Here is a 21775-nt window from a genome sequence, read left to right on the forward strand (position 1 = left end):
CTAAAAGTTACCATCTCAGGATCGGGACACCGCTCCAGTAAGCTGGCAAGTCGTGCAAAAGCGGCGTCGCAGACTCGGCGTGATGGGTGGGACGTTCGACCCCATCCACAACGGCCACCTGGTCGCCGCCAGCGAAGTAGCCGACCTGTTCGCGCTCGACGAAGTCGTCTTCGTGCCGACCGGCCAGCCCTGGCAAAAAGACCGGCACGTCAGCGCCGCCGAAGACCGTTACCTGATGACCGTCATCGCCACCGCCTCCAATCCCCGCTTTTCGGTCAGCCGGGTCGACATCGACCGCGGCGGCCCCACCTACACCAAAGACACCCTGCGCGATCTGCATGCAATCAACCCGGATTGCGAGCTGTACTTCATCACCGGCGCCGACGCACTGACATCGATTCTGTCGTGGCAGGACTGGGCGGACCTGTTTGCGATGGCGCGGTTCATCGGGGTGAGCCGGCCGGGCTACGACCTGGGCCGCGAGCACCTCGCGGAGGTTCTCGACGGCCTGCCCGACGACGCCCTGACGTTGGTCGAGGTGCCCGCGCTGGCGATCTCGTCGACGGACTGCCGCCGCCGTGCCGAGGAGCACCGCCCGCTGTGGTACCTGATGCCCGACGGCGTCGTCCAATACGTGTCCAAGCGACGGCTGTACAGCAAGCCGGGGGACCAGGCGTGACGGCCAGCCGGGAGGCCATCGACATGGCCACCGTGGCCGCCAGCGCCGCCGCGTCCAAGCTGGCCGAGGATGTGGTCATCATCGACGTCTCGGGGCAGCTGGTGATCACCGATTGCTTCGTCATCGCCTCGGCGTCCAACGAGCGGCAGGTCAACGCCATCGTCGACGAGGTCGAGGAGAAAATGCGCCGGGCGGGGTATAAGCCGGCGCGCCGCGAAGGCGGCCGCGAAGGCCGCTGGACGCTGCTGGATTACCTTGACATCGTCGTGCATATCCAGCATCGAGACGAGCGCAACTTCTACGCCCTCGACCGGCTGTGGCGTGACTGTCCGCAGGTCGCCGTCGATCTGGAACGTACGTCATGAGGACGCGGCTGCTGGTGATGTTGCGACACGGTCAAACCGCCTTCAACCTCGACACCCGGATGCAGGGCCAGCTCGACACCGAGCTAAGTGACCTTGGCCGTGCCCAGGCCGTCGCCGCGGCCGAGGTGCTGGGCAAGCGCCAACCGCTGCTGATCGTATCCTCGGATTTGCGGCGGGCCTATGACACCGCCGTGGTGCTGGCGGAGCGCACCGGCTTGCAGCTGCGGGTCGACAGCCGGTTGCGGGAGACCCACCTCGGCGACTGGCAAGGCATGACGCACGCGCAGGTCGACAGCGCCGCTCCGGGCGCACGATTGGCGTGGCGCGAGGACGCGTCCTGGGCCCCTCACGGGGGGGAGAGCAGGGTCGACGTGGCCGCCCGCAGCCTGCCGCTGATCGGCGAACTTGTGGCGGCCGAAGCGGAGTGGGGTCGTGACGAGCGGCCGGTAGTGCTGGTCGCCCACGGCGGTCTCATCGCCGCGTTGACGGCGACGCTGCTGCGGCTACCGGTGGCCAACTGGCCCGCCCTCGGTGGGATGGGCAATGCCAGCTGGACGCAACTGAGTGGATACTCCGCCGACGATGCCGACATGGACGGCATCACGTGGCGTCTGGACGTGTGGAACGCCTCGGCGCAGGTAGCGGGCGATGTCTTCTGAGCGGCGACCCGTATTGCTGGTCTTCGCCGATTCCCTGGCCTACTATGGGCCCACCGGCGGCCTGCCCGCCGACGATCCACGCATCTGGCCCAACATCGTTGCTTCCCAATTGGGTTGGGATGTCGAGCTGATCGGGCGGATCGGGTGGACATGTCGCGACGTCTGGTGGGCCGCCACCCAGGATCCCCGGGCGTGGGCGGCGCTGCGCAGGGCCGGCGCGGTGATATTCGCGACCGGCGGGATGGATTCACTGCCGTCGGTGTTGCCGACGGCGCTGCGCGAGCTCATCCGCTATGTCCGGCCGCCCTGGTTGCGGCGCTGGGTGCGCGACGGCTACGGCTGGCTGCAGCGGCGCCTCTCACCGGTAGCCAGGCCCGCCCTGCCGCCAAGCCTCACCGTGGAATACCTCGAACAAACGCGTGGCGCAATCGATTTCAACCGACCCGGGATACCGATCGTGGCATCCCTACCGTCGGTGCATATCGCCGAGACATATGGCAAGGCCCACCAGGGCCGCGATGCGACCGCGGCGGCAATAGCCGAATGGGCTCAGCAGCATGGCATTCCATTGACCGACCTCAAAGTTGCCGTGGCCGAACACATCATGAGCGGTCATGGCAACCCTGACGGTATCCACTGGAACTTCGAGGCGCACCAGGCGGTGGCGGATCTAATGCTCAAGGCATTGGCCGAAGCCGGCGTCGTGACGATGCAGCGCGCGCAGCGCGATGAGGAGGAGCCGCGCGATCAAGCCGGCGTGGTGGACGACAAAACTCACGGCTGAGCCCATGTCTGTGGTGGTGGTCACCGACTCATCGTCGCGGTTGCCGGACGACATGCGCCAGCGGTGGGGTATCCGCCAAGTCCCGCTGCATATCTTGCTCGGTGGCCGCGATCTGCGTGACGGTGTCGATCCGATTCCAGACAATATTTACGAGTGTGGCGAGGCCACGACCGCGGCGGCGACCCCGGTTGAACTGTACGACGCCTACCGGCGAGCACTGGCGGACAGTGGCGGCGAGGGGGTTGTGGCCGTTCACCTTTCGGCCGCGTTGTCGGGCACTTTGCGTGCTGCCGAGACAACGGCAGCCGAGCTTGGCCCCTCGATACGGGTCATCGATTCCAAATCGACGGCTATGAATACTGGTTTCGTCGCGCTGGCCGCGGCACGGGCGGCGGCTGACGGCGCCGATCTGGACACCGTCGCGAATGCGGCTCGAACAGCGGTGCGGCGCAATCACGGATTCATCGTGGTGCACCGACTGGACAATCTGCGGCGCAGCGGGCGTATCGGAGGCGCTGCGGCGCGGCTGGGCAGCGCGCTGGCGCTCAAGCCGCTGCTGCGCATCGACGACGGCAAACTCGTACTGGCGCAACGTGTGCGCACCGCCAGCAAGGCGCTGGCAGCAATGGTCGACCGGGTCTGCGAGGTCGTCGGCGATAACGCCGCAGCCGTCGCGGTGCATCACGTCGCCAACGAGGAAGGAGCCGTCCAGTTGGCGGCCACGCTGGCCGAACGACTGCCCGCGTGCCGACCCGCAATCGTGACGGACCTGGGCCCGGTGCTCGCGTTGCACGTCGGCGCCGGAGCACTCGCGGTGTGTGTCGAGGTCTCACCGTAGCCCGGTTTACCGGTGCGCCGAAACGGCCAGCGGTGCAGTGTCTTCACTCACTCGGTCACGCGGTGGCCGCGCATTGTCGCCGCGCGGGTGGATCACCTGCGGCCACCAGAACCAGCGCCCTAGCAGGGTAGCGATTGACGGCATGAACAGCGTGCGCACCACCAGCGTGTCCATCAGCAGACCTATACAGACCGTCGAACCGAACTGGCCGAGCACCCGCAGGTCGCTGCCGAGCATCGCGGCCATGGTGAAGGCGAACACCAGACCCGCGGCCGTTACCACCCCGCCGCTGCCGGCCATCGCCCGGATATACCCGGTCTTCAATCCGGCATGGATCTCCTCCTTGAACCGGGAGACCAGCAGCAGGTTGTAGTCGGATCCGACCGCCAGCAAAATGATGACCGACAGCGCCGCCACCACCCAGTGAATATGGTGACCGAAAAGATCTTGCCACACCAGTACAGAAAGCCCGAACGCCGCAGCGATGGAGCTCGCCGCGGTACCGACGATCACCATCGCGGCAACCAGGCTGCGGGTCAACAGCAGCATGATCATGAAGATCAGGGTGAGTGCGGACAGCACCGCGATCATCAAGTCGTATTTTTCGCCGTCATGCATGTCCTTGTAGGTGGCTGCGGTGCCGCCCAGATACACTTTCGCATTCGACAGCGAGGATTGCTTCAACCCTTCCTGCGCCGCGGTTCGCTCTATGTCGACACGTGAAATCCCTTCCGGCGTAGCCGGATCGCCCTGATGGGTGACGAAAAATCGTGCTGACTTGCCATCCGGGGACAAGAACATTCGCAAGCCGGTTTGGAAGTCCGGGTTACCGAAGGCTTCCGGAGGAAGGTAGAAGAAGTCGTCGTTCTTGGAGTTGTCGAAGCTTTGTCCCATGACGATCGCGGTGTCGCTCATCGCCTCCATCTGGTTGATCATCGCCTGGAAGGTGCTATGCAAGGTCAAAGTTAAAGCCCGAGTAGTTTTCAGCGATTCGATCTGCGGCAGCAGCAGGGCGGCCAATTGCGGCTGGAGTACGTCGACGGAGTCAAAGTCCTTCGCGAGCTGGTGAAATCGCTCATCAAGCTGATCGATACCGTCCAACGAGTCGAACAACGACCGCAATGACCAGCAAATCGGAATGTCGAAGCAGTGCTTTTCCCAATAGAAGTAGCTGCGTATCGGCCGCCAGAAATCGTCGAAATCCGCGATGTGGTCCCGCAATTCGTCGGTGATCTTCGTCAGCTCATGGGTGTCGAGATCTGTGCGGTGCGTAGCGGCAACAAGCTGTTGCTGCACGTCATACGTTCGCTGCAGTGTGGCAATCGTCTTGCCCAGTTCATCTGCCATCCTGAGGATGTCGGCCATACGTTCCTTCAAAAACGCCATGTTCTGCATGGTCGTCTGGCTTTGTATGCTGTTCTGAAACGGGATCGAACTGTGCTGGATCGGGATTCCCAACGGGCGAGTAATGTCCTGGATCATCGCGATACCCACGACGCGGATGACGTTTTTAGCCACCCGGTCCAGCACCAGCATGTCAGCCGGATTGCGCATGTCGTGGTCGGCCTCGACCATCAACAGGTCCGGATTCATCCGGGCCTGGGAGAAGTGCCGGTCCGCCGCCGCATACCCGATGTTGACCGGGGCGCGCTCTGGCAGGTAGTAGCGATCGTTGTAGCCGGGCTTGAAGCCCGGCAGCGCGATCATGCCGATCAGCACGACCACGGCACTGGCCGCAAGAATCGGTGCCGGCCAGCGCACGACCGCGGTGCCGACCCGGCGCCATAGCCTGTGGGTGGCCGGCCGCCTGGCCTCCAACAGACCGAAGCGGCTGGCGACGGTGAGCACCGCCGGTCCCAGGGTCAGTCCGGCCGCAACTACCACCAGCATGCCGATCGCGACGGGAATACCCATCGTGTGAAACCACGGCAACCGGGCAAAGTAGAGACAAAACGTCGCTCCGGCGATGGTCAGCCCCGAACCCAACACCACCGGGGCCACGCTGCGAAACGTCGTGTAGTACGCCGCTACCCGATCCTGACCGGCCGTACGCGCCTCTTGGTAGCGGCCGATCAGGAAGATCCCGTAGTCGGTGCCGGCCGCGATGGCCAGCATGGTGAGGATGTTCGCGGCAAACGTGGTGAGACCGAAGACGTTGTGATAGCCCAAAACCGCGATGATTCCCCGCGAGGACGCCACCGCGATGCCGGTCATGAAAAGTTGGACCAGCGTGGTGACCAGCGAGCGGTAGACGAGAAACAGCATGATCGCGATCGCCGCGAGCGTGAACAACGTGATCTTCGCGAGGCTCGCATTGCCGATGACATGCATGTCGTCGGATAGCGCCGCAGGCCCGGTGACGTACGCCTTGACTCCCGGTGGCGCGGGCGTCCGCTCCACGACGTGGCGGACCGCCTCGACGGATTCGTTCGCCAGGGTGGTGCCCTGGTTGCCGGCGAGGTTGAGTTGTACGTAGGCGCCTTTGGCATCAGTGCTCTGGACCCCTGCGGCGGTTAACCGATCGCTCCAGAAGTCCTGGATGTGCTGCACATGCTTGGGGTCCTGCCGCAGTTGCCGGATGATCTCGTCGTAGTAGCGGTGTGCGGCGTCGCCGAGCGGCTGCTGGCCCTCGACGACCATCATGATCGTGCTGTTGGAGTCGAACTCTTTGAAGTTGTGACCCAGCCGCATCATCGCCTGCATGGACGGCGCGTCCATCGGGGCCATCGGTGCCGAGTGTTCTTCGCTGACCACTTCCAGCCGCGGCACGATGACGTTCACCAAGACGGTGATGAAGACCCACCCGGCGATGATCGGCACCGCGAACAGCCGGATTGCGTGCGGCAGGTACGGCCGGTGAGTGCGTTCGCTGCTCATCGGGGTCATGCCGATTTCACCAGGCAGAAGGTCTGGGCGTTGACCCCGTTGGCGGTTTGCTCGTCGCGCACCACACCGTCCACGGTGACGCGGCAGCGGATCTGGTCGCTGTCACCCTGCACCATGATGTTGGCGCTGACGGCTGGCAGGGTCGTGCTGATCGTGTGCGACCAGGGCAACGGAACCGCGTTGACCTGATGGGTGTTGGCTTCAGCGTCCCAATAGTTGATGTTCGCGGTGGTCCCCGGGGGGCCGAACACCTCATAGGTCACGACCTTGGGATTGAACTGCACGATCTCGATGCCGCCGCCGGCGTTGGCGTTGAGGTCCTGCGAGCCGAAGATCCGGTGCAGTCGGGCCACGCCGAAGCCCGACACCGTGAGCACCGCGACCAACACCAGGGGTATCCAGGCTCGTTTCAGCGCTTTGGCAACCGAAGCCCTCATCTCACCGCCCTCCGCTAACCGATCGGGACCGTTGCCCGCCCCGGGCGCACGCTTGGCCGATAGTTCCGTGGGGTCCACCCAAACGCTGTCGGAAACATTTGCCTCCGTCGTCGCATTCCATCCGACGCCGACAGAACCTTCGCGTGCCTAAGTATCGTAGTCGCTACGGTACGGAGGCGTTCTTCGGGGTGCAGGCGCTCTACGGCGTTGGCCCGGTGATATTGAACTCGGCGATCACCTTGGTCGGGCGCACTCGCACCACCAATTCACCGGGGGCGGCGTTGCGCCGGCCGAATTCCCGGGCGCGGTGCCATCCCGTGTACCGCCCACCGATCCCGGTCGCGACGTCCAGCAGATCCGAAGCGTCCTCGGTGGTGCTGGCGACGCCTTGCACCTGGACAAACGAATACGGCGGATGCGAGTCGTCGACGCACATCACTGCACGCGAATCCCACGCCAGCGCACGGCCTTTCGCGGTATTGCGCCCGTTATTGAACACCAGCTCACCGTTGTCGACGATGAACCACACCGGGGCAACCAGCGGCCGGTCGTCCGCCGCGAGATAGCCCAGCATGCCGGTCCGGGTGCCCGCCGACAGGAATTCGATGACTTCATCGGTGAATTCGGTCATGCGACTCATTCCCTGCGAGGTCAAAGCTTGACCAAGTCGTAGTCACCAAGGCGGTCGACCAGGACGTGCAGCTGGTCGGTCGGCGATCCCAGCGTGTGCTCGATCGCGGTAAGCCGGGCGGCGTAATGGCCGACCGGGTATTCCGCGGTCATGCCGATTCCACCATGCAACTGAATCGTCTCCTGCGCGATATGCCGGCCGGAGCGGCCGATCTGCAGCGCGGCCCGGGCCGCAACCAGCGGGTCGAGCTTCCCGTCGGCGATCGACATCGCGGCGTAGAGATTCATGCTGCGGGCCAACTCCAGCGCGACGTACATGTCGGCGGCGCGGTGGGTCAGGGTCTGGAACTTGTTCAACGTGACGCCGAACTGCTTGCGCGTCTTGAGGTATTCGGTGGTCAGGCGAAGTGCTTCCTCCATCGCGCCGACGGCCTCGGCGCACAGCGCTGAGGAGATACGAATGGCGGCGTTCGCGATGGCGTGTGACGCATCGGCCGGGGCGCCGAGCGGCTGGGCAGCTACCTGATCGAAGTCGATCTGTGCCCCGCGCTGGCCGTCGAACGTCGGGTAGCGGCGTCGCGTGGTGGCGGCGGCGTCTGTTAGGAACAGGCCGGTGCCGCCCTCGGGCAGCGTGGCGCTGACCACCAGGGTATCGGCACAGTCACCGGCCGGCACAGGGTTTTTGCGGCCGCTTAACACCCACGAATCTCCTTGCCGCACAGCCGTCGTCGTTGTATGGCCGCGAGGCTCGAGGTGCGCGAAGGCCAACAGCTTTTGTCCTGCCGCGACGTCGTCGAGCAAGCGCTTCTGCTCGGCGGTACCCAGTTCGGCGATGATGGCACCCGGGCCCAGCGCGGCGTGGATGACAGGTTCGGGGGCTAGCCGCCGGCCCATCTCGATGAGCACCAGCATGACTTCAATCTGGCCCGCTTCCTCGGGGTCGAATCCGAGGCCGAGGATCCCGGTATCGGCGAGCTGGCTCCACACCTCGCGGCTCCAGCCGAGGTCGGTGTCGATGACCTTATGGCGGCTCTCCGGGTCGTAGCTGCGAGCCAGGACATCTCGGATGGTATCGCGTAACAGCGCCTGCTCGTTGCTTAACTGAAAATCCATGGCTTAGTTCACAATCCGAGAATCGTTGATGCGATGATGGTGCGCTGCACCTCGCTACTGCCCCCGTAAATGGACGTCTTGCGGTAATTGAGGTAGTGCGGCGCGCTGCGTTGCGCCCATCCCGGCGACGCGATGTCGTCTCCGGCTTGCGACGGCAGCGCGTCGGGTCCGGCGACCTCGAGGAGCAGTTCGGTGGCCGCCTGCTGCAGTTGACTGCCGCGCAGCTTGAGCACCGATGACGCCGGGTTGGGTTTGCCGCCCGCCGAGTCGGCGGTAACCCGCATCTGTGTGAGTTCCAATGCCAGCAAGTCGTTTTCGACCTCGGCAAGGCGCGCCGCAAACAACAGGTCGTCGAGCCTTCCGGTGTCAGCGGCGTGCCGTTTGACTTCCGCGAGCCGTACCTTGGTGCGGCCGACCCCGGCGATGCCGGTCCGCTCGTTGCCGAGCAGGAACTTCGCGTAGGTCCAGCCCTGGTTTTCCTCGCCGACAAGTTGATCGGCGGGCACCCGCACGTCCTCGAAGAACACCTCGTTGACCTCGTAGCTGCCGTCGATCAACTTGATCGGCCGCATCGTGATACCCGCAGTGGCGAGGTCGATCAGCAGAAACGAAATCCCGGCCTGCTTCTTGGCTGCCTGCGGGTCGGTGCGCACCAGACAGAAGATCCAGTCCGCATACTGGCCAAGCGTTGTCCACGTCTTCTGTCCGTTGACCACGTAACTGTCGCCGTCGCGCTGTGCGGTGGTGCGCAGCGACGCCAGATCCGATCCGGCCTCCGGTTCGGAGAAACCCTGGCACCACCAGATGTCCAGGCTGGCCGTCGGCGGCAAAAATCGCTCTTTGATGTGCTGCGAGCCGAATTCGGCGATCACCGGACCGACCATCTTGGTGTTGAAGTTCAGCGGTTCGGGCACGCCCGCCAGCTGCATCTCGTCCAGCCAGATCTGATGCTGGGTGGGTGTCCAGTCCTTGCCGCCCCACTCGATGGGCCAGTTGGGCACCGCAAGCCCGTGGTCGTTGAGGATTTTGTGGCTGGTGACGATGTCTTCGCGGCTGGGCGGCAGGCCGGCTCGCACCCGCTCGCGGATCTCGGCCGGGACCTTGCTGGTGTAAAAAGCGCGAAGCTCGTCACGGAACGCGGCTTCAGCGTCGGTGAGCGCCAGCTGCATCGCGGCCTCCTTCAAGCGGTAAACGGAACCGGCGGTTCTGCCCTGCACGTTAGGCGGCGACGGTCGTCAACCACAAACTTGTGCACAGTCTCGGTTGCATCCACAACCAGTGGTCAGCCGCGTTCTGACGCCGCGGGTGTGACGGCCCCGGCGCCTACGCTCGGGCCCGTGGCAACAGAACTTCCCGCAGAGCGACTACACCGACGCCTCGGTGCGCGGCCCGGCGCCGACGCCGATATTGCCGAGAACATCGACGCCGACGCTGACCCGAACTCGTTGCTGCCGCGCTGGCTTCCGGACAGCTCGCTCCACGGCGCAGCTGGCTGGGTGGCAAAAATCCGCGCCGACCCCGGTCGTGCCGGTGCGATCGCACTGGCGGTGATCGCCGGCCTCGCCGTGCTGGTCACCGTGTTCACCGTGGTGCGTAACCGTCCGGCGCCCGTCGTGTCGGCCAAATTGCCTCCCGTTGAAATGGTTTCATCGGCGAGCCGCGGCCCAGGTGCCAGCCCGTCACCCAAAGCGGATCAACCGGTGGTGGTGAGCGTCGTCGGCCTGGTGCACAAACCCGGGCTGGTCACCCTGGCGCCCGGCGCACGCATCGCTGACGCGCTCAACGCCGCCGGCGGCGTGATGGCGGGTGCCGACACCATCGGCCTCAACATGGCACGTCAACTCGGCGACGGCGAGCAGATAGTCGTCGGGATCGCGCCGGCCAAAGGTCAGCCCTCCGCACTGGGCAGCTCGGTGACTTCGGCAACGCCTGGCACGCCGACCGCGCCGGGCACGACCTCGGGACCAGCCTCGCCGAAGCCCGGCGAGGTGATCAATCTCAACACGGCGACGGTGCAGCAGCTGGACACCCTGCCCGGAATCGGGCCGGTGACGGCGGCCGCGATCGTGGCGTGGCGGGAAGCCAACGGCAAGTTCACCAGCGTGGATCAGCTCGCCGAGGTGGATGGCATCGGCCCCGCCCGACTCGACAAGCTGCGCGCCCTGGTCCGCGTCTGAGACCAGTGCAGCATGCTGGTGTCGATACCGGATCGGCGCGGTGGGATGTGCGCCTGGTCCCTGCCGCCCTGAGCAGCTGGATCGTCACCGCGGCTGGGATTCGGTGGCCCGTCGGCGGGGCCGCCGCGCTGGTTTGCCTTGCGCTGGCCGCTTGGTCGGGTGCGTTGTGGTGGCACGGGCGCAGCCGGCGATCAGCGTGCACGCGCACCGTCAGCGTTGGCCTGCTGGGCGCCGCTGTGGTGGGTGCCGGCTTCGGGCTGGCGATCGCGCTGCGCACCGAGGCCGTCGATCACCATCCGGTCACAGCGGCGTTCGGGCATGCGGTAGCGGTGACGGTCACACCCACCGAAAGCGCGATCGGGGTTGGTCGCGGCCGGCTGCTGTTTCGCGCCACGCTGCACCGCCTCGGTACCGACGAAATGTCCGGTCGCGTCGTGGTTTTCGCGCCCGCGGCGGATTTCGGCGAAGTGGTGGCGGGCCAGCCGTTGCGTTTCACTGCGCGGATTGGGCGTCCGGTCCGTCGTGATCTGACGATCGCTGCGCTCAACGCGACCGGAAAGCCGGCGGTGGGCCGCGCCGGATGGGTGCACCGGGCCGCACACATGGTCCGTGACCGGTTCGCTGTGGCGGCCCGCGAAGTACTGCCGGCAGCGCAGGCCGCGACGCTGCCCGCACTGGTGCTCGGCGACACCTCCGGGGTGACGGCGCTGACCGGCCGGGAGTTTCGCGCGGCGGGGCTGACGCATCTGACGGCGGTCTCTGGGGCCAACGTCACCATTGTGTGTGGCGCGGTGCTGTTTTCGGCCCGGCTGATCGGGCCGCGCGCGGCGGTGGGCCTCGCCGCGGTCGCCCTGGTGGTTTTTGTGATCGTGGTGCAGCCGACGGCCAGCGTGTTGCGCGCGGCGGTGATGGGCGCCATAGCGCTGCTGGGCATGTTGTCGTCGCGGCGGCGCCAGGCGATCCCTAGCCTGTGCGCCGCAGTGCTGGTGCTGATGGTGGCTGCTCCCCAGCTGGCTGTCGACGTGGGCTTTGCCTTGTCGGTGGTGGCGACGGCGGCGCTGGTCGTGATCGCGCCGGTCTGGTCACGGCGCATGGTGTCACGGGGCTGTCCCAAACCGCTCGCCGATGCCGTTTGCGTCGCGTGTGCCGCTCAGGTGGTCACTGCTCCCTTGGTAGCCGGGATTTCGGGACGCGTCAGCGTAGTGGCTGCGGTAGCCAATCTCGCAGCCGCGCCGGTTATCGTGCCGATTACCGTGCTGGGGACCGCCGCCGCCACGGTGGGCGTGTGCTGGCCGGCGGCGGCGCAACTGCTGATCCGTTTTACCGGTCCCGAGGTGTGGTGGGTGCTCAGCGTCGCCCACTGGGCGGCCATGGTGCCGGGTGCGAGCATGCCCGTTCCGGTGGGCCTGCCCGGTGTCATCGTGGTCGGGGCCTGCGCCGTGCTGGTCGTTACGCTGTGGCGTTGGCGGTGGTTTCGCGTCGTCGCCGGCAGCGCCGTGGTGTGTCTGATGGGGTGGGCGTTGTCCGGGCTCATATCCGATCCGTCGGCGTCGGTCGGTCATGACACGATCGTGAAGTGAGCTCAGCGGTTGGGCCCCTGCATCTGGTGCTCGGAGACGAAGAGTTGCTGGTCGAGCGCGCCGTGGCGGCGATACTGCGATCGGCGCGCGAGCGCGCCGGTACGGGCGACGTCCCGGTGAATCGGGTGCGCGCGGGCGATGTCGACAACTACGAACTGGCCGAGCTGCTGAGCCCGTCACTTTTCGTCGACGAGCGGGTGGTGGTGCTGGAAGCCGCGGGCGACGCGGGCAAGGACGCGGCCAACGTCATTGCCGCGACCGCCGCCGACATCCCGCCCGGCACGGTGCTGGTGGTGGTGCACTCCGGTGGTGGGCGCGCCAAGGCGCTGGCAAGCCAATTGCGCGAGCTCGGCGCGGTGGTCCACCCATGCGCCAGGATCACCAAATCCAGCGAACGCGCCGACTTCGTTCGCGGCGAATTCCGTTCGCTGGACGTCCGGGTCGACGACGACACCGTCACCGCGTTGCTCGAGGCGGTCGGCTCGGACCTCCGCGAGCTCGCGTCCGCGTGTTCGCAGCTGGTCGCCGATACCGGCGGCCACGTCGATGCCGCCGCCGTGCGGCGCTATCACAGCGGTAATGCCGAGGTGAAGGGCTTCGACATCGCCGACAAAGCCGTGGCCGGCGACATCGCCGGAGCAGCCGAAGCGCTGCGGTGGGCGATGATGCGTGGCGAGCCGCACGTGGTGCTCGCCGACGCGCTGGCCGAAGCTGTCCACACCATCGCCCGGGTGGGGCCGCTGTCCGGTGACCCGTACCGGCTGGCCGCGGAGCTGGGCATGCCGCCGTGGCGGGTGCAGAAGGCCCAGCGGCAGGCCCGGCGGTGGTCGCGCGACACCGTGGCCGCCGCGATGAAGCTCGTCGCCGCGCTCAACGCCGATGTCAAGGGGGCCGCCGCCGATCCGGACTATGCGCTGGAGGCCGCGGTGCGCAAGGTCGCCGAGCTAGTCGCCAAGGGTCGCTGAGCAGACGTAACGGCACCCGTTTCATGCCGAAACGGGCGCCTTTGGGTCTGCTGGCCGTCGCCTGGTCAGAGCTTGTTGTAAGCCCGCGCCAGCGCCGACTTCTTGTTTGCCGCCTGATTTTTGTGGATCACACCCTTGGTGGCCGCCTTGTCCAGTTTGCGGCTGGTCGCGACCAGCAGCTCGGCGGCCTTCTCTTTCTCACCTGCCGCGACGGCCTCACGGAATTTGCGGATCGCTGTGCGAACCGACGACTTCACCGACTTGTTACGCAGCCGCCGGCGCTCGTTGGTGCGGTTGCGCTTCGCCTGCTGCTTGATGTTGGCCACGCGCCAGTTCCTTCGTCGTTCTCGAGCGGATTTGCGGGAGTCACGGTTTGCCCAGCATGGGGGCAACGACGAGACAGGGTACCAGTCGGCTACGCATTCTCTCAAAGCGGAGGGCCTTGGCCTGCGGAAACGGCGCCGGTGGTGCAGCATGTCATAGGTGGGCGTTCGTAGTCTGCCCGCCGAAACCAGGCGGAATCCGCGCAGCCGGTTGCGCCCGTCGAAGCGCTACCAGGGTATTTTCGACGGCTATAACAACCCGGCCAGCTATGCGACCGCCTTCGACGAGATGTTCGACGGTCAAGGCAATGTCCGCGGACCCTATAAAGGGATCTACGCCGAGCTCGCTCCGTCCGACGCATCAGAACTCGAGGCGCGCGCCGAGGCGCTGGGCCGCGCATTTGTTGATCAGGGCATCACGTTCTCGCTGTCAGGTAAGGAACGGCCGTTCCCGCTCGACCTGATCCCGCGGGTGATTTCGGCTGCCGAGTGGACGCGGTTGGAACGCGGCATCACCCAGCGGGTCAAAGCGCTGGAAATGTATCTCGACGACATCTATGGCGACCAAGAAATCTTGCGTGACGGCGTCCTCCCGCGCCGACTCGTCACCTCCTGCGAGCACTTTCACCGTCAGGCCGCCGGCATCGTGCCGCCCAACGGCGTTCGGATCCACGTCGCCGGCATCGACTTGATTCGCGACCAGCGCGGCAACTTTCGAGTCCTCGAAGACAACCTGCGCTCGCCGTCGGGGGTGTCGTACGTGATGGAGAACCGGCGCACGATGGCGCGGGTCTTCCCAAACCTGTTCGCCACCCACCGGGTACGCGCAGTCGACGACTACGCCGCGCACCTGCTGCGCGCGCTGCGCAACTCCGCAGCCACCAACGAGGCCGACCCGACCGTGGTGGTGCTCACCCCGGGCGTCGCCAACGCAGCGTACTTCGAGCATTCGCTGCTGGCCCGGCAGATGGGTGTCGAACTCGTCGAAGGCCGCGACCTGTTCTGCCGCGACAACCAGGTATACATGCGCACCACCGAAGGCGAGCGCCAGGTCGACGTCATCTACCGGCGCATCGACGACGCGTTCTTGGACCCGCTGCAGTTTCGTCCGGACTCGGTGCTCGGGGTGGCCGGCCTGCTCAACGCCGCGCGCGCCGGCAACGTGGTGATCTCCAGCGCCGTCGGCAACGGGGTCGGCGACGACAAACTCGTCTACACCTACGTGCCCACGATCATCGAGTACTACCTCGGCGAGAAGCCGTTGCTGGCCAATGTGGAGACACTGCGCTGCTGGCTCGACAACGAACGCGAGGAGGTGCTGGACCGCATTGACGAACTGGTGCTCAAACCGGTCGAAGGGTCCGGCGGATACGGAATCGTCTTCGGACCGGACGCCTCTGAGCAAGAACTTTCGTTGGCAGCCAAGAAGATTCGCGACGACCCGCGCGGCTGGATCGCGCAGCCGGTGTTGCAGTTGTCGACGGTGCCGACGCGGGTCGGCAACAAGCTCGCCCCCCGCCATGTCGATTTGCGGCCCTTCGCCGTCAACGACGGCGACGAGGTATGGGTGCTGCCGGGCGGACTGACCCGGGTCGCGCTACTGGAGGACTCGCTGGTGGTCAACTCCAGCCAGGGCGGCGGTTCGAAGGACACCTGGGTGCTGGCACCGCGTGCGTCCCCGGCGCATCGCGAGCTCGGCGCGGCTGAGATCGTGCGGTCGCTGCCTGGGCCGGCTGGGGTGCCCGACGGCGAAACGGCCGTCGACGGCACCTCCTCGCCACAGCGCCAGCAGCCGCTACTGGCGCGTCAGCCGCAGGATCAGCAGTCGCAGCAACAGTAAAGGCGGGCGGAGTGATGCTGGCACGAAACGCCGAGGCGCTGTACTGGATTGGCCGCTACGTCGAGCGCGCCGACGACACCGCACGCATTCTCGATGTGACCGTGCACCAACTACTCGAGGACTCCAGCGTCGACCCCGACCACATTTCCCGGGTATTGCTGCACGTGCTCGGCATCGAACCGCCGGAGACCGAGTTGGACGTCTGGTCGCTGACCGAGTTGGTGGCGTTTCGCCGCAACACCCAAGGAGGCTGTTCCATCGTCGACGCGATCTCGGCCGCCCGAGAAAACGCACGCTCGGCACGCGAAGTGACTTCCACTGAGATCTGGGAATGCCTCAATACCACCTACAATGCGCTTGCCGAACGCGAACGCGCAGCCAAACGTTTTGGACCGCACGACTTTCTGTCATTCGTCGAAGGTCGTGCAGCGATGTTCGCGGGTCTGGCCGACTCCACCTTGTCCCGTGACGACGGTTACCGCTTCATGATGCTCGGCCGCGCAATCGAGCGTGTCGATATGACGGTTCGGCTGTTGCTTTCACGCGTGGGGGACAGCGCGTCATCGCCGGCGTGGGTGACGGTGTTGCGCTCAGCCGGCGCGCACGACACCTATCTGCGCACTTACCGCGGGGTATTGGACGCCAACCGGGTGGTCGAGTTCATGCTGTTGGACCGGCTTTTTCCCCGGTCGATCTTCTTTTCGCTGAAAGTAGCCGAACACAACCTCGACGAGCTGCTCCGTCATCCGCAAAGCCGGGTCGGTGCGACCGCCGAAGCGCAGCGGCTGCTTGGTCGGGCCCGCAGTGAACTCGAGTTCCTGCAGCCGGGCGTGCTATTTGAGTCGCTGGAGGCCCGGCTGGCCGACCTGCAGAACACCTGCCGCGAAGTTGGAGAAGCGTTGGCGCTGCAGTACTTCCATGTCGCGCCGTGGGTGGCGTGGTCCGATGTGGGTCAGCGCCACCCACCGCCGGCCGTGCGGGGGAAGGCCTGATGTGGCGGATGCGGGTGGTGCACACCACGGGCTATGCGTACCCCTCGCCGGTTACCGCCTCGTATAACGAGGCCCGGCTGACGCCGCGGTCGGACACCCGCCAGAACGTGATCCTCAACCGCGTCGAAACGGTGCCCGCTACCCGGTCGTATCGCTATGTCGACTACTGGGGCACCGCGGTGACCGCGTTCGATCTGCATGCCCCGCACAGCGAACTAACAGTGACATCGTCTTCGGTTGTGGAGACGGACCGTCCCCAACCGCCGGCCGAGAAGACGACGTGGGCCCAGCTGCAAACCGAAGCGGTGATCGATCGGTTCGACGAGGTGCTCGCCCCGACCGGCTATGCCCCGGCGAGCAAACGCGTTGCCGCCGTGGGCAGGCGGATCGCCAAATACCATGAGCCGGCCGATGCCGTCGTCGCTGCCGCCCAATGGGTACGCAGCGAACTGGAGTACCTACCGGGTACCACCGGTGTGCACTTCTCGGGGCTAGACGCGCTGCGTGAGGGTAGGGGAGTATGCCAAGATTTCGCACACTTATCCCTGATCGTGTTGCGCAGCATGGGAATTCCAGCACGATACGTGTCCGGATACCTGCATCCCGACCGCAAAGCGGTGGTCGGGCAGACGGTGGACGGGCAATGTCACGCGTGGATTCAGGTGTGGACCGGGGCCTGGTGGGACTATGACCCGACCAATAACGCCGAGATCAACGAGCAGTACATCAGCGTGGGAGCGGGCCGCGACTACGCCGACGTGTCGCCGCTGAAAGGCATCTACTCCGGCGAAGGTGCGACCGACCTCGACGTCATCGTCGAGATCACCAGGCTGGCGTAGCCGCGGCACGGCATCTCGTTCAACAGACGGGCGGGTCGTCTGCGAATCGGACGGCGGCGGGCAGGCCAGACGACCGCGCTGCTTCGCCGCTGTGGCGCATCCGCGTAGCGACTTCCACGCCGAGCAAGATCGCGTAGCCTGGTGTGAACCACCTCATAACCGGCGGGAGGCGCCATGCGGATTCGGGACGTGTTGCGGAACAAGGGCGCGGCGGTCGTGACCATCAATCCCGATGCCACGGTCACCGAGCTGCTCGCCGGATTAGCCGAGCACAATATCGGTGCCATGGTGGTAGTCGGGCCAGATGGCTTGGAAGGAATCGTGTCCGAACGTGATGTCGTGCGCGAGCTGCACAAGCACGGTTCTCGCGTGCTGGCTTGCCCGGTGTCGAAGATCATGACGTCGGTGGTGGCCACCTGCACCAAGTCCGACACGGTCGATGCCATCAGCGCGCTGATGACCGAGAACCGGGTGCGGCACGTGCCGGTGGTCGAAAACGGGGAGCTGGTCGGCATCGTCAGCATCGGCGACGTCGTCAAGACCCGCATTGACGAGCTGGAAGCCGAGCACGCGCAGCTGCAGTCCTACATCACCCAGGGCTGAGGACGCGGCCGGCCGGTCAGCTCCACGAGTATTCGGCGCGTAGCCGCGCGGCCACGACCTCGAAGACGTCGCGGTCCAAGATCGCGCCCTCGCGCCGGATGCTCGCCTCGGGCACGTCGAGCACCCGGTCCAGGCGAACCCAGCTTGGTCTGCCGGTCTCGTCCCAGCTGCCGGCGCCGATCCCGACCCAGTTGGGATCGGCGGCATGGCTTTCCCGGGTGGAGAGCATCAACCCGAGCAAGGTTCGCCGGTCTCGGCCGACGACCAGGACCGGGCGGTCCTTGCCTCGGGTCGGGTCGTCCTCGTAAACCACCCAGGTCCACACGATTTCGCCGGGATCGGCACGCCCGTCCAAATCCGGTGCGTAGACGAGCTTGCGGGCCCGCTGTGCGGTGGGCACGCTGCGACTGGTCACCGGCCGGCCTTGGGCGATGGCCGCGGGCGGTTGGGTGATACTGCCGCTGATGACGTCAATGCCGAACTTGATACCCCGCTGGATTCCCGGCGAGTTCTGCAGCTGGCGGATGAATTTCGGGAGCTCCGTGGAGGTCGCGTACACCAGGTTCTCCGCCATTCGCTGCAACGTCCGCCATTGTGACGCCATGTTCGCAGGATAAGACGCCCCGCCGTGATTGTGTCGTCGTGACCTTGCCTCGATACGCTGGATGTACCCGCGCATCGCGCGTCACCCGTCGCACCAGGAGATTCTCAATGAAGTTGTCAAGCCGCCGCGGCGGTAGGTGCGGGCTGGTATGCCGTGCCGTCGCGGAGCATGGCCCATACCACGTTGAGGCGGCGGCGCGCCAAAGCGAGGACGGCTTGGGTGTGGGTTTTGCCTTCGGATCTTTTGCGGTCGTAGTAGGTGCGCGAGGCGGCGTCGGTGCGGATGGCGATTTGGGCGGACAGGTAGCAGGCGCGCAGCAGGCGGCGGTGGTAGCGGCGGGGGCGTTTGAGGTTGCCGCTGATGCGCCCGGAGTCGCGGGGTACCGGGGCCAGTCCGGACACGCCGGCGAGGCGGTCGACGGAGTCGAAGCCGCATATGTCGCCGCCGGTGGCGGCGAGGAACTCGGCGCCGAGCACGACACCGAAGCCGGGCATGCTCAAGATGATTTCAGCGTGGCGGTGGCGGCGAAATCGCTCCTCGATCATCGTCTCGGTGTCGTCGATTTCGATGTCGAGGGCCATCACCTCCTTAGCCAGGCGAGCCACCACGGTGGCAGCCAGGTGTTGTCCGGGCACGATGGTGTGCTGGGCGTTAGCGGCCGCAAGGGCTTTGGACGCGACAGCATCGGCATTGCGGGCCTTACGTTTTCGCAACCAGGCGGCCAGCTCAGCAGCACCGGCGCGGCGCAGCCCGTCAGGCGTTTGATAGCCGGTAAGCAAAATCAACGCGGCCTTGCTGGTGCTGTAGTCAAAGGCGCGTTCCAGGGCGGGGAAGTATTCCAGCAGCTGGGCCCGCAGCCGGTTGATCGCCCGGGTGCGATCGGCCACCAAATCAGCGCGCCGGCTGGTGAGGATGCGCAGTTCCACCGCGATCTCGTCGCCGGGTCGCAACGGCTGCAGGTCGCGGCGCATCCGGGCCTGATCGGCAATGATCGCGGCGTCTTTGGCGTCGGTCTTGCCATCGCCGCGGTAGCCGCCCGAGGCGTGATAGACGGTGCGCCCGGGGATATACAGCAGCCGCTGCCCGGCCCCGACCAGCAGAGCAATCAACACCGCAGCGCCACCACCGTTGAGATCGATCGCCCAGGTGATCTCAGCGCCATCAACCACAGTGCTGACCGTGCTGATCAACTCCAGCAGCGCAGTTTCGTCGTTAGCGACCCGCTGCGCCAGCAGCCGCTGCCCTTCGGCGTCGATGACCACACAGTAGTGATCAGATTTACCGGCGTCGACACCAGCCCACAACTGCTGCCCCACAACCACCTCCGTAATCGCCGTAACAATCGACCCAGCAGACGACCACGCCGACGTGTCCTTACACAGCGATCGAATCGCATCTCTCAATTAGCGGTCGAGTCGTCGCGGGACGCCGGGCGGCCAATCTCCTTCGGCCATCACCGACGGCAAACCCATGAAAGCCATACCCGACGCCCCTGGGCAGTTCGAAGCCTACGGCCAACGGCAACGACCACCCTGCAAGAAAGGTAAGGATTCCCATCAGCAGTTTCGCCGACCAGACCTTCACCGCGCCGGCGCAGATTCGGAATTTCTGCATCATCGCCCACATCGACCACGGCAAATCCACGCTGGCCGACCGGATGTTGCAGCTCACCGGCGTGGTCGATGAACGCTCCATGCGTGCGCAGTACCTGGACCGGATGGACATCGAGCGCGAACGCGGCATCACCATCAAGGCGCAGAACGTGCGCCTGCCCTGGCGGGTGAGCGGCGGTCCCGAGGCCGGAAACCAGTACGTCTTGCATCTGATCGACACCCCCGGCCACGTCGACTTCACCTACGAGGTGTCTCGGGCGCTGGCGGCCTGCGAGGGCGCGGTGCTGCTGGTCGACGCGGCGCAGGGCATCGAGGCGCAGACACTGGCCAACCTGTACCTGGCGCTGGACCGCGACCTGGTGATCATCCCGGTGCTCAACAAGATCGACCTGCCGGCCGCCGACCCGGACCGCTATGCCGCCGAAATCGCGCACATCATCGGCTGCGAACCGGACGATGTCCTCAGGGTTTCCGGCAAGACCGGGGAGGGGGTGGCCCAGCTGCTCGACGAGGTGGTCAAGCAGGTGCCGCCACCGACCGGCAACCCTGACGCGCCGACTCGGGCGATGATCTTCGACTCGGTCTACGACACCTACCGCGGCGTGGTCACCTATGTCCGGGTGGTCGACGGCAGGATCACCCCGCGCGAGCGGATCGCGATGATGTCCACCGGAGCCACCCACGAGCTGCTCGAGGTGGGCATCGTCTCCCCGGAACCCAAGGCCACCGCCGGACTCGGCGTCGGGGAAGTGGGGTATCTGATCACCGGGGTCAAGGACGTCCGCCAGTCCAAGGTCGGCGACACCGTCACCACGGCGCGCCACGGCGCCACCGAACCGCTGACCGGCTACCGCGAACCCAAACCGATGGTGTACTCGGGCCTGTATCCGGTCGACGGCTCGGAGTATCCCGCATTGCGCGATGCGCTGGACCGGCTGCAGCTCAACGACGCCGCGCTCACCTACGAACCGGAGACCTCGGTGGCGCTGGGCTTCGGGTTCCGCTGCGGCTTTTTGGGATTGCTGCATATGGAGATCACCCGGGAGCGGCTGGAACGCGAATTCGACCTCGACCTGATCTCCACCTCACCCAACGTCGTCTACCGGGTCGTGAAAGACGACGGGACGGAAGTCCAGGTAACCAACCCGGCGGATTGGCCGTCGGGCAAGATCCGCACCGTCTACGAGCCCGTGGTGAAGATCACCATCATCGCGCCCAGCGAATTCATCGGCACGATCATGGAACTGTGCCAATCGCGCCGCGGAGAACTGGGCGGCATGGACTATCTGTCGCCGCAACGGGTCGAACTGCGCTACCGAATGCCCCTGGGCGAGATCATCTTCGACTTCTTCGACGCGCTGAAATCACGCACCCGCGGCTACGCCAGCCTGGACTACGAAGAGGCCGGCGAGCAGGAGGCCGAGCTGGTCAAGGTCGACATCCTGTTGCAGGGCGAGCCCGTCGACGCGTTCAGCGCGATCGTGCACAAGGACGCCGCTGCCGGCTACGGCCACAAAATGACTGCCAAACTCAAAGAACTTATTCCCCGTCAGCAGTTCGAGGTGCCGGTGCAGGCGGCGATCGGCTCGAAAATCATTGCGCGAGAGAATATTCGGGCGATACGCAAAGACGTGCTGTCCAAATGCTACGGCGGTGACATCACCCGCAAACGCAAACTGCTGGAAAAGCAGAAGGAAGGCAAGAAGCGGATGAAGACCATCGGACGGGTCGACGTGCCGCAGGAGGCGTTTGTGGCGGCACTGTCGACCGACGTCGGCGGCGACAAAACCAAGAAGTAGCCGTCCCCTGTGAACAGCGCGCGTCGACTTGACGGGCCGAACGAAATCC

21 protein-coding genes are annotated in these 21775 nt (G+C 65.7%); 13 read left to right on the forward strand and 8 right to left on the reverse strand.

Going from position 1 to position 21775, the window contains the following annotated elements:
• Positions 1–52 precede the first annotated feature (52 nt).
• The 5 genes from nadD to MHEC_RS08805 are packed head-to-tail and all read left to right on the forward strand — an operon-like array spanning position 53 to position 3325.
• Entirely contained in the window at positions 53–679 is a 627-nt protein-coding gene (gene nadD / locus MHEC_RS08785; RefSeq protein ID WP_071700272.1) for a nicotinate-nucleotide adenylyltransferase, read from the forward strand.
• Positions 676–1044 carry a ribosome silencing factor gene (rsfS, locus tag MHEC_RS08790; protein ID WP_048892735.1) on the forward strand — a complete coding sequence of 123 codons (369 nt, stop codon included), beginning with the start codon at positions 676–678 and terminating at the stop codon, positions 1042–1044. The genes nadD and rsfS overlap by 4 nt, the downstream gene beginning before the upstream one ends.
• A complete protein-coding gene (gene gpgP / locus MHEC_RS08795) occupies positions 1041–1703 on the forward strand; it encodes a glucosyl-3-phosphoglycerate phosphatase (RefSeq protein ID WP_048892736.1) in 663 nt (220 codons plus the stop codon). Before rsfS ends, gpgP begins: the two co-directional genes overlap by 4 nt.
• The gene (gene octT, locus MHEC_RS08800; RefSeq protein ID WP_048892737.1) at positions 1693–2487 is read left to right on the forward strand and encodes a diglucosylglycerate octanoyltransferase; all 795 of its coding nucleotides are present in this window, start codon (positions 1693–1695) and stop codon (positions 2485–2487) included. The genes gpgP and octT overlap by 11 nt, the downstream gene beginning before the upstream one ends.
• A gap of 4 nt (positions 2488–2491) precedes the next feature.
• A complete protein-coding gene (locus tag MHEC_RS08805) occupies positions 2492–3325 on the forward strand; it encodes a DegV family protein (protein WP_048892738.1) in 834 nt (277 codons plus the stop codon).
• A gap of 6 nt (positions 3326–3331) precedes the next feature.
• Here the strand turns inward: MHEC_RS08805 and MHEC_RS08810 are convergent, their stop codons facing one another.
• The 5 genes from MHEC_RS08810 to MHEC_RS08830 all read right to left on the reverse strand — a co-directional run bounded on the left by MHEC_RS08810 (position 3332) and on the right by MHEC_RS08830 (position 9560).
• Entirely contained in the window at positions 3332–6202 is a 2871-nt protein-coding gene (locus tag MHEC_RS08810; RefSeq protein WP_099868882.1) for an MMPL/RND family transporter, read from the reverse strand.
• A 5-nt stretch (positions 6203–6207) separates the two neighbouring features.
• Positions 6208–6648, reverse strand: a complete 441-nt coding sequence (locus MHEC_RS08815; RefSeq protein WP_003921069.1) for an MmpS family transport accessory protein — start codon at positions 6646–6648, stop codon at positions 6208–6210.
• A 199-nt stretch (positions 6649–6847) separates the two neighbouring features.
• Positions 6848–7279, reverse strand: coding sequence for a PPOX class F420-dependent oxidoreductase (locus MHEC_RS08820; RefSeq protein WP_048892740.1), 432 nt, complete (start codon positions 7277–7279; stop codon positions 6848–6850).
• 20 nt (positions 7280–7299) lie between these two features.
• Positions 7300–8391 (reverse strand): acyl-CoA dehydrogenase family protein, encoded by a 1092-nt coding sequence (locus MHEC_RS08825; RefSeq protein WP_048892741.1) that lies wholly within the window; start codon positions 8389–8391, stop codon positions 7300–7302.
• An 8-nt stretch (positions 8392–8399) separates the two neighbouring features.
• Positions 8400–9560, reverse strand: a complete 1161-nt coding sequence (locus MHEC_RS08830) for an acyl-CoA dehydrogenase family protein (protein ID WP_048892751.1) — start codon at positions 9558–9560, stop codon at positions 8400–8402.
• Between the two features lie 168 nt (positions 9561–9728).
• On the opposite strand from MHEC_RS08830, the gene MHEC_RS08835 reads away from it, so the two are divergent.
• Genes MHEC_RS08835 through holA form a run of 3 tightly spaced genes read left to right on the forward strand, consistent with a single transcriptional unit; the run spans position 9729 to position 13113 of the window.
• Positions 9729–10568 (forward strand): ComEA family DNA-binding protein, encoded by an 840-nt coding sequence (locus tag MHEC_RS08835; RefSeq protein ID WP_048892742.1) that lies wholly within the window; start codon positions 9729–9731, stop codon positions 10566–10568.
• A 5-nt stretch (positions 10569–10573) separates the two neighbouring features.
• Entirely contained in the window at positions 10574–12148 is a 1575-nt protein-coding gene (locus MHEC_RS08840) for a ComEC/Rec2 family competence protein (RefSeq protein WP_099868839.1), read from the forward strand.
• Positions 12145–13113, forward strand: a complete 969-nt coding sequence (gene holA, locus MHEC_RS08845; protein ID WP_048892743.1) for a DNA polymerase III subunit delta — start codon at positions 12145–12147, stop codon at positions 13111–13113. The genes MHEC_RS08840 and holA overlap by 4 nt, the downstream gene beginning before the upstream one ends.
• Positions 13114–13178: 65 nt before the next feature.
• Here the strand turns inward: holA and rpsT are convergent, their stop codons facing one another.
• On the reverse strand, positions 13179–13439 hold the full coding sequence (rpsT, locus tag MHEC_RS08850) for a 30S ribosomal protein S20 (RefSeq protein WP_048892744.1): 261 nt from the start codon (positions 13437–13439) through the stop codon (positions 13179–13181).
• Positions 13440–13611: 172 nt separating this feature from the next.
• On the opposite strand from rpsT, the gene MHEC_RS08855 reads away from it, so the two are divergent.
• The 4 genes from MHEC_RS08855 to MHEC_RS08870 all read left to right on the forward strand — a co-directional run bounded on the left by MHEC_RS08855 (position 13612) and on the right by MHEC_RS08870 (position 17710).
• Complete coding sequence (locus tag MHEC_RS08855) at positions 13612–15276, forward strand: circularly permuted type 2 ATP-grasp protein (protein WP_048892753.1); 1665 nt, start codon at positions 13612–13614, stop codon at positions 15274–15276.
• Between the two features lie 14 nt (positions 15277–15290).
• Complete coding sequence (locus tag MHEC_RS08860) at positions 15291–16268, forward strand: alpha-E domain-containing protein (RefSeq protein WP_048892745.1); 978 nt, start codon at positions 15291–15293, stop codon at positions 16266–16268.
• Complete coding sequence (locus MHEC_RS08865; RefSeq protein ID WP_048892746.1) at positions 16268–17107, forward strand: transglutaminase family protein; 840 nt, start codon at positions 16268–16270, stop codon at positions 17105–17107. Before MHEC_RS08860 ends, MHEC_RS08865 begins: the two co-directional genes overlap by 1 nt.
• A gap of 174 nt (positions 17108–17281) precedes the next feature.
• Positions 17282–17710, forward strand: coding sequence for a CBS domain-containing protein (locus tag MHEC_RS08870; RefSeq protein WP_048892747.1), 429 nt, complete (start codon positions 17282–17284; stop codon positions 17708–17710).
• Positions 17711–17726: 16 nt separating this feature from the next.
• On the opposite strand, the gene MHEC_RS08875 is transcribed toward MHEC_RS08870, so the two are convergent.
• Positions 17727–18314, reverse strand: coding sequence for a type II toxin-antitoxin system PemK/MazF family toxin (locus MHEC_RS08875; protein ID WP_048892748.1), 588 nt, complete (start codon positions 18312–18314; stop codon positions 17727–17729).
• A gap of 116 nt (positions 18315–18430) precedes the next feature.
• On the reverse strand, positions 18431–19630 hold the full coding sequence (locus MHEC_RS08880; protein ID WP_142358634.1) for an IS110 family RNA-guided transposase: 1200 nt from the start codon (positions 19628–19630) through the stop codon (positions 18431–18433).
• Between the two features lie 176 nt (positions 19631–19806).
• Here MHEC_RS08880 and lepA point away from each other — a divergent pair, with 176 nt between their 5' ends.
• Complete coding sequence (gene lepA, locus MHEC_RS08885; protein ID WP_236591527.1) at positions 19807–21726, forward strand: translation elongation factor 4; 1920 nt, start codon at positions 19807–19809, stop codon at positions 21724–21726.
• Positions 21727–21775: the final 49 nt, after the last annotated feature.

This window comes from Mycobacterium heckeshornense, assembly GCF_016592155.1.
Classification (GTDB): Bacteria; Actinomycetota; Actinomycetes; order Mycobacteriales; family Mycobacteriaceae; genus Mycobacterium; species Mycobacterium heckeshornense.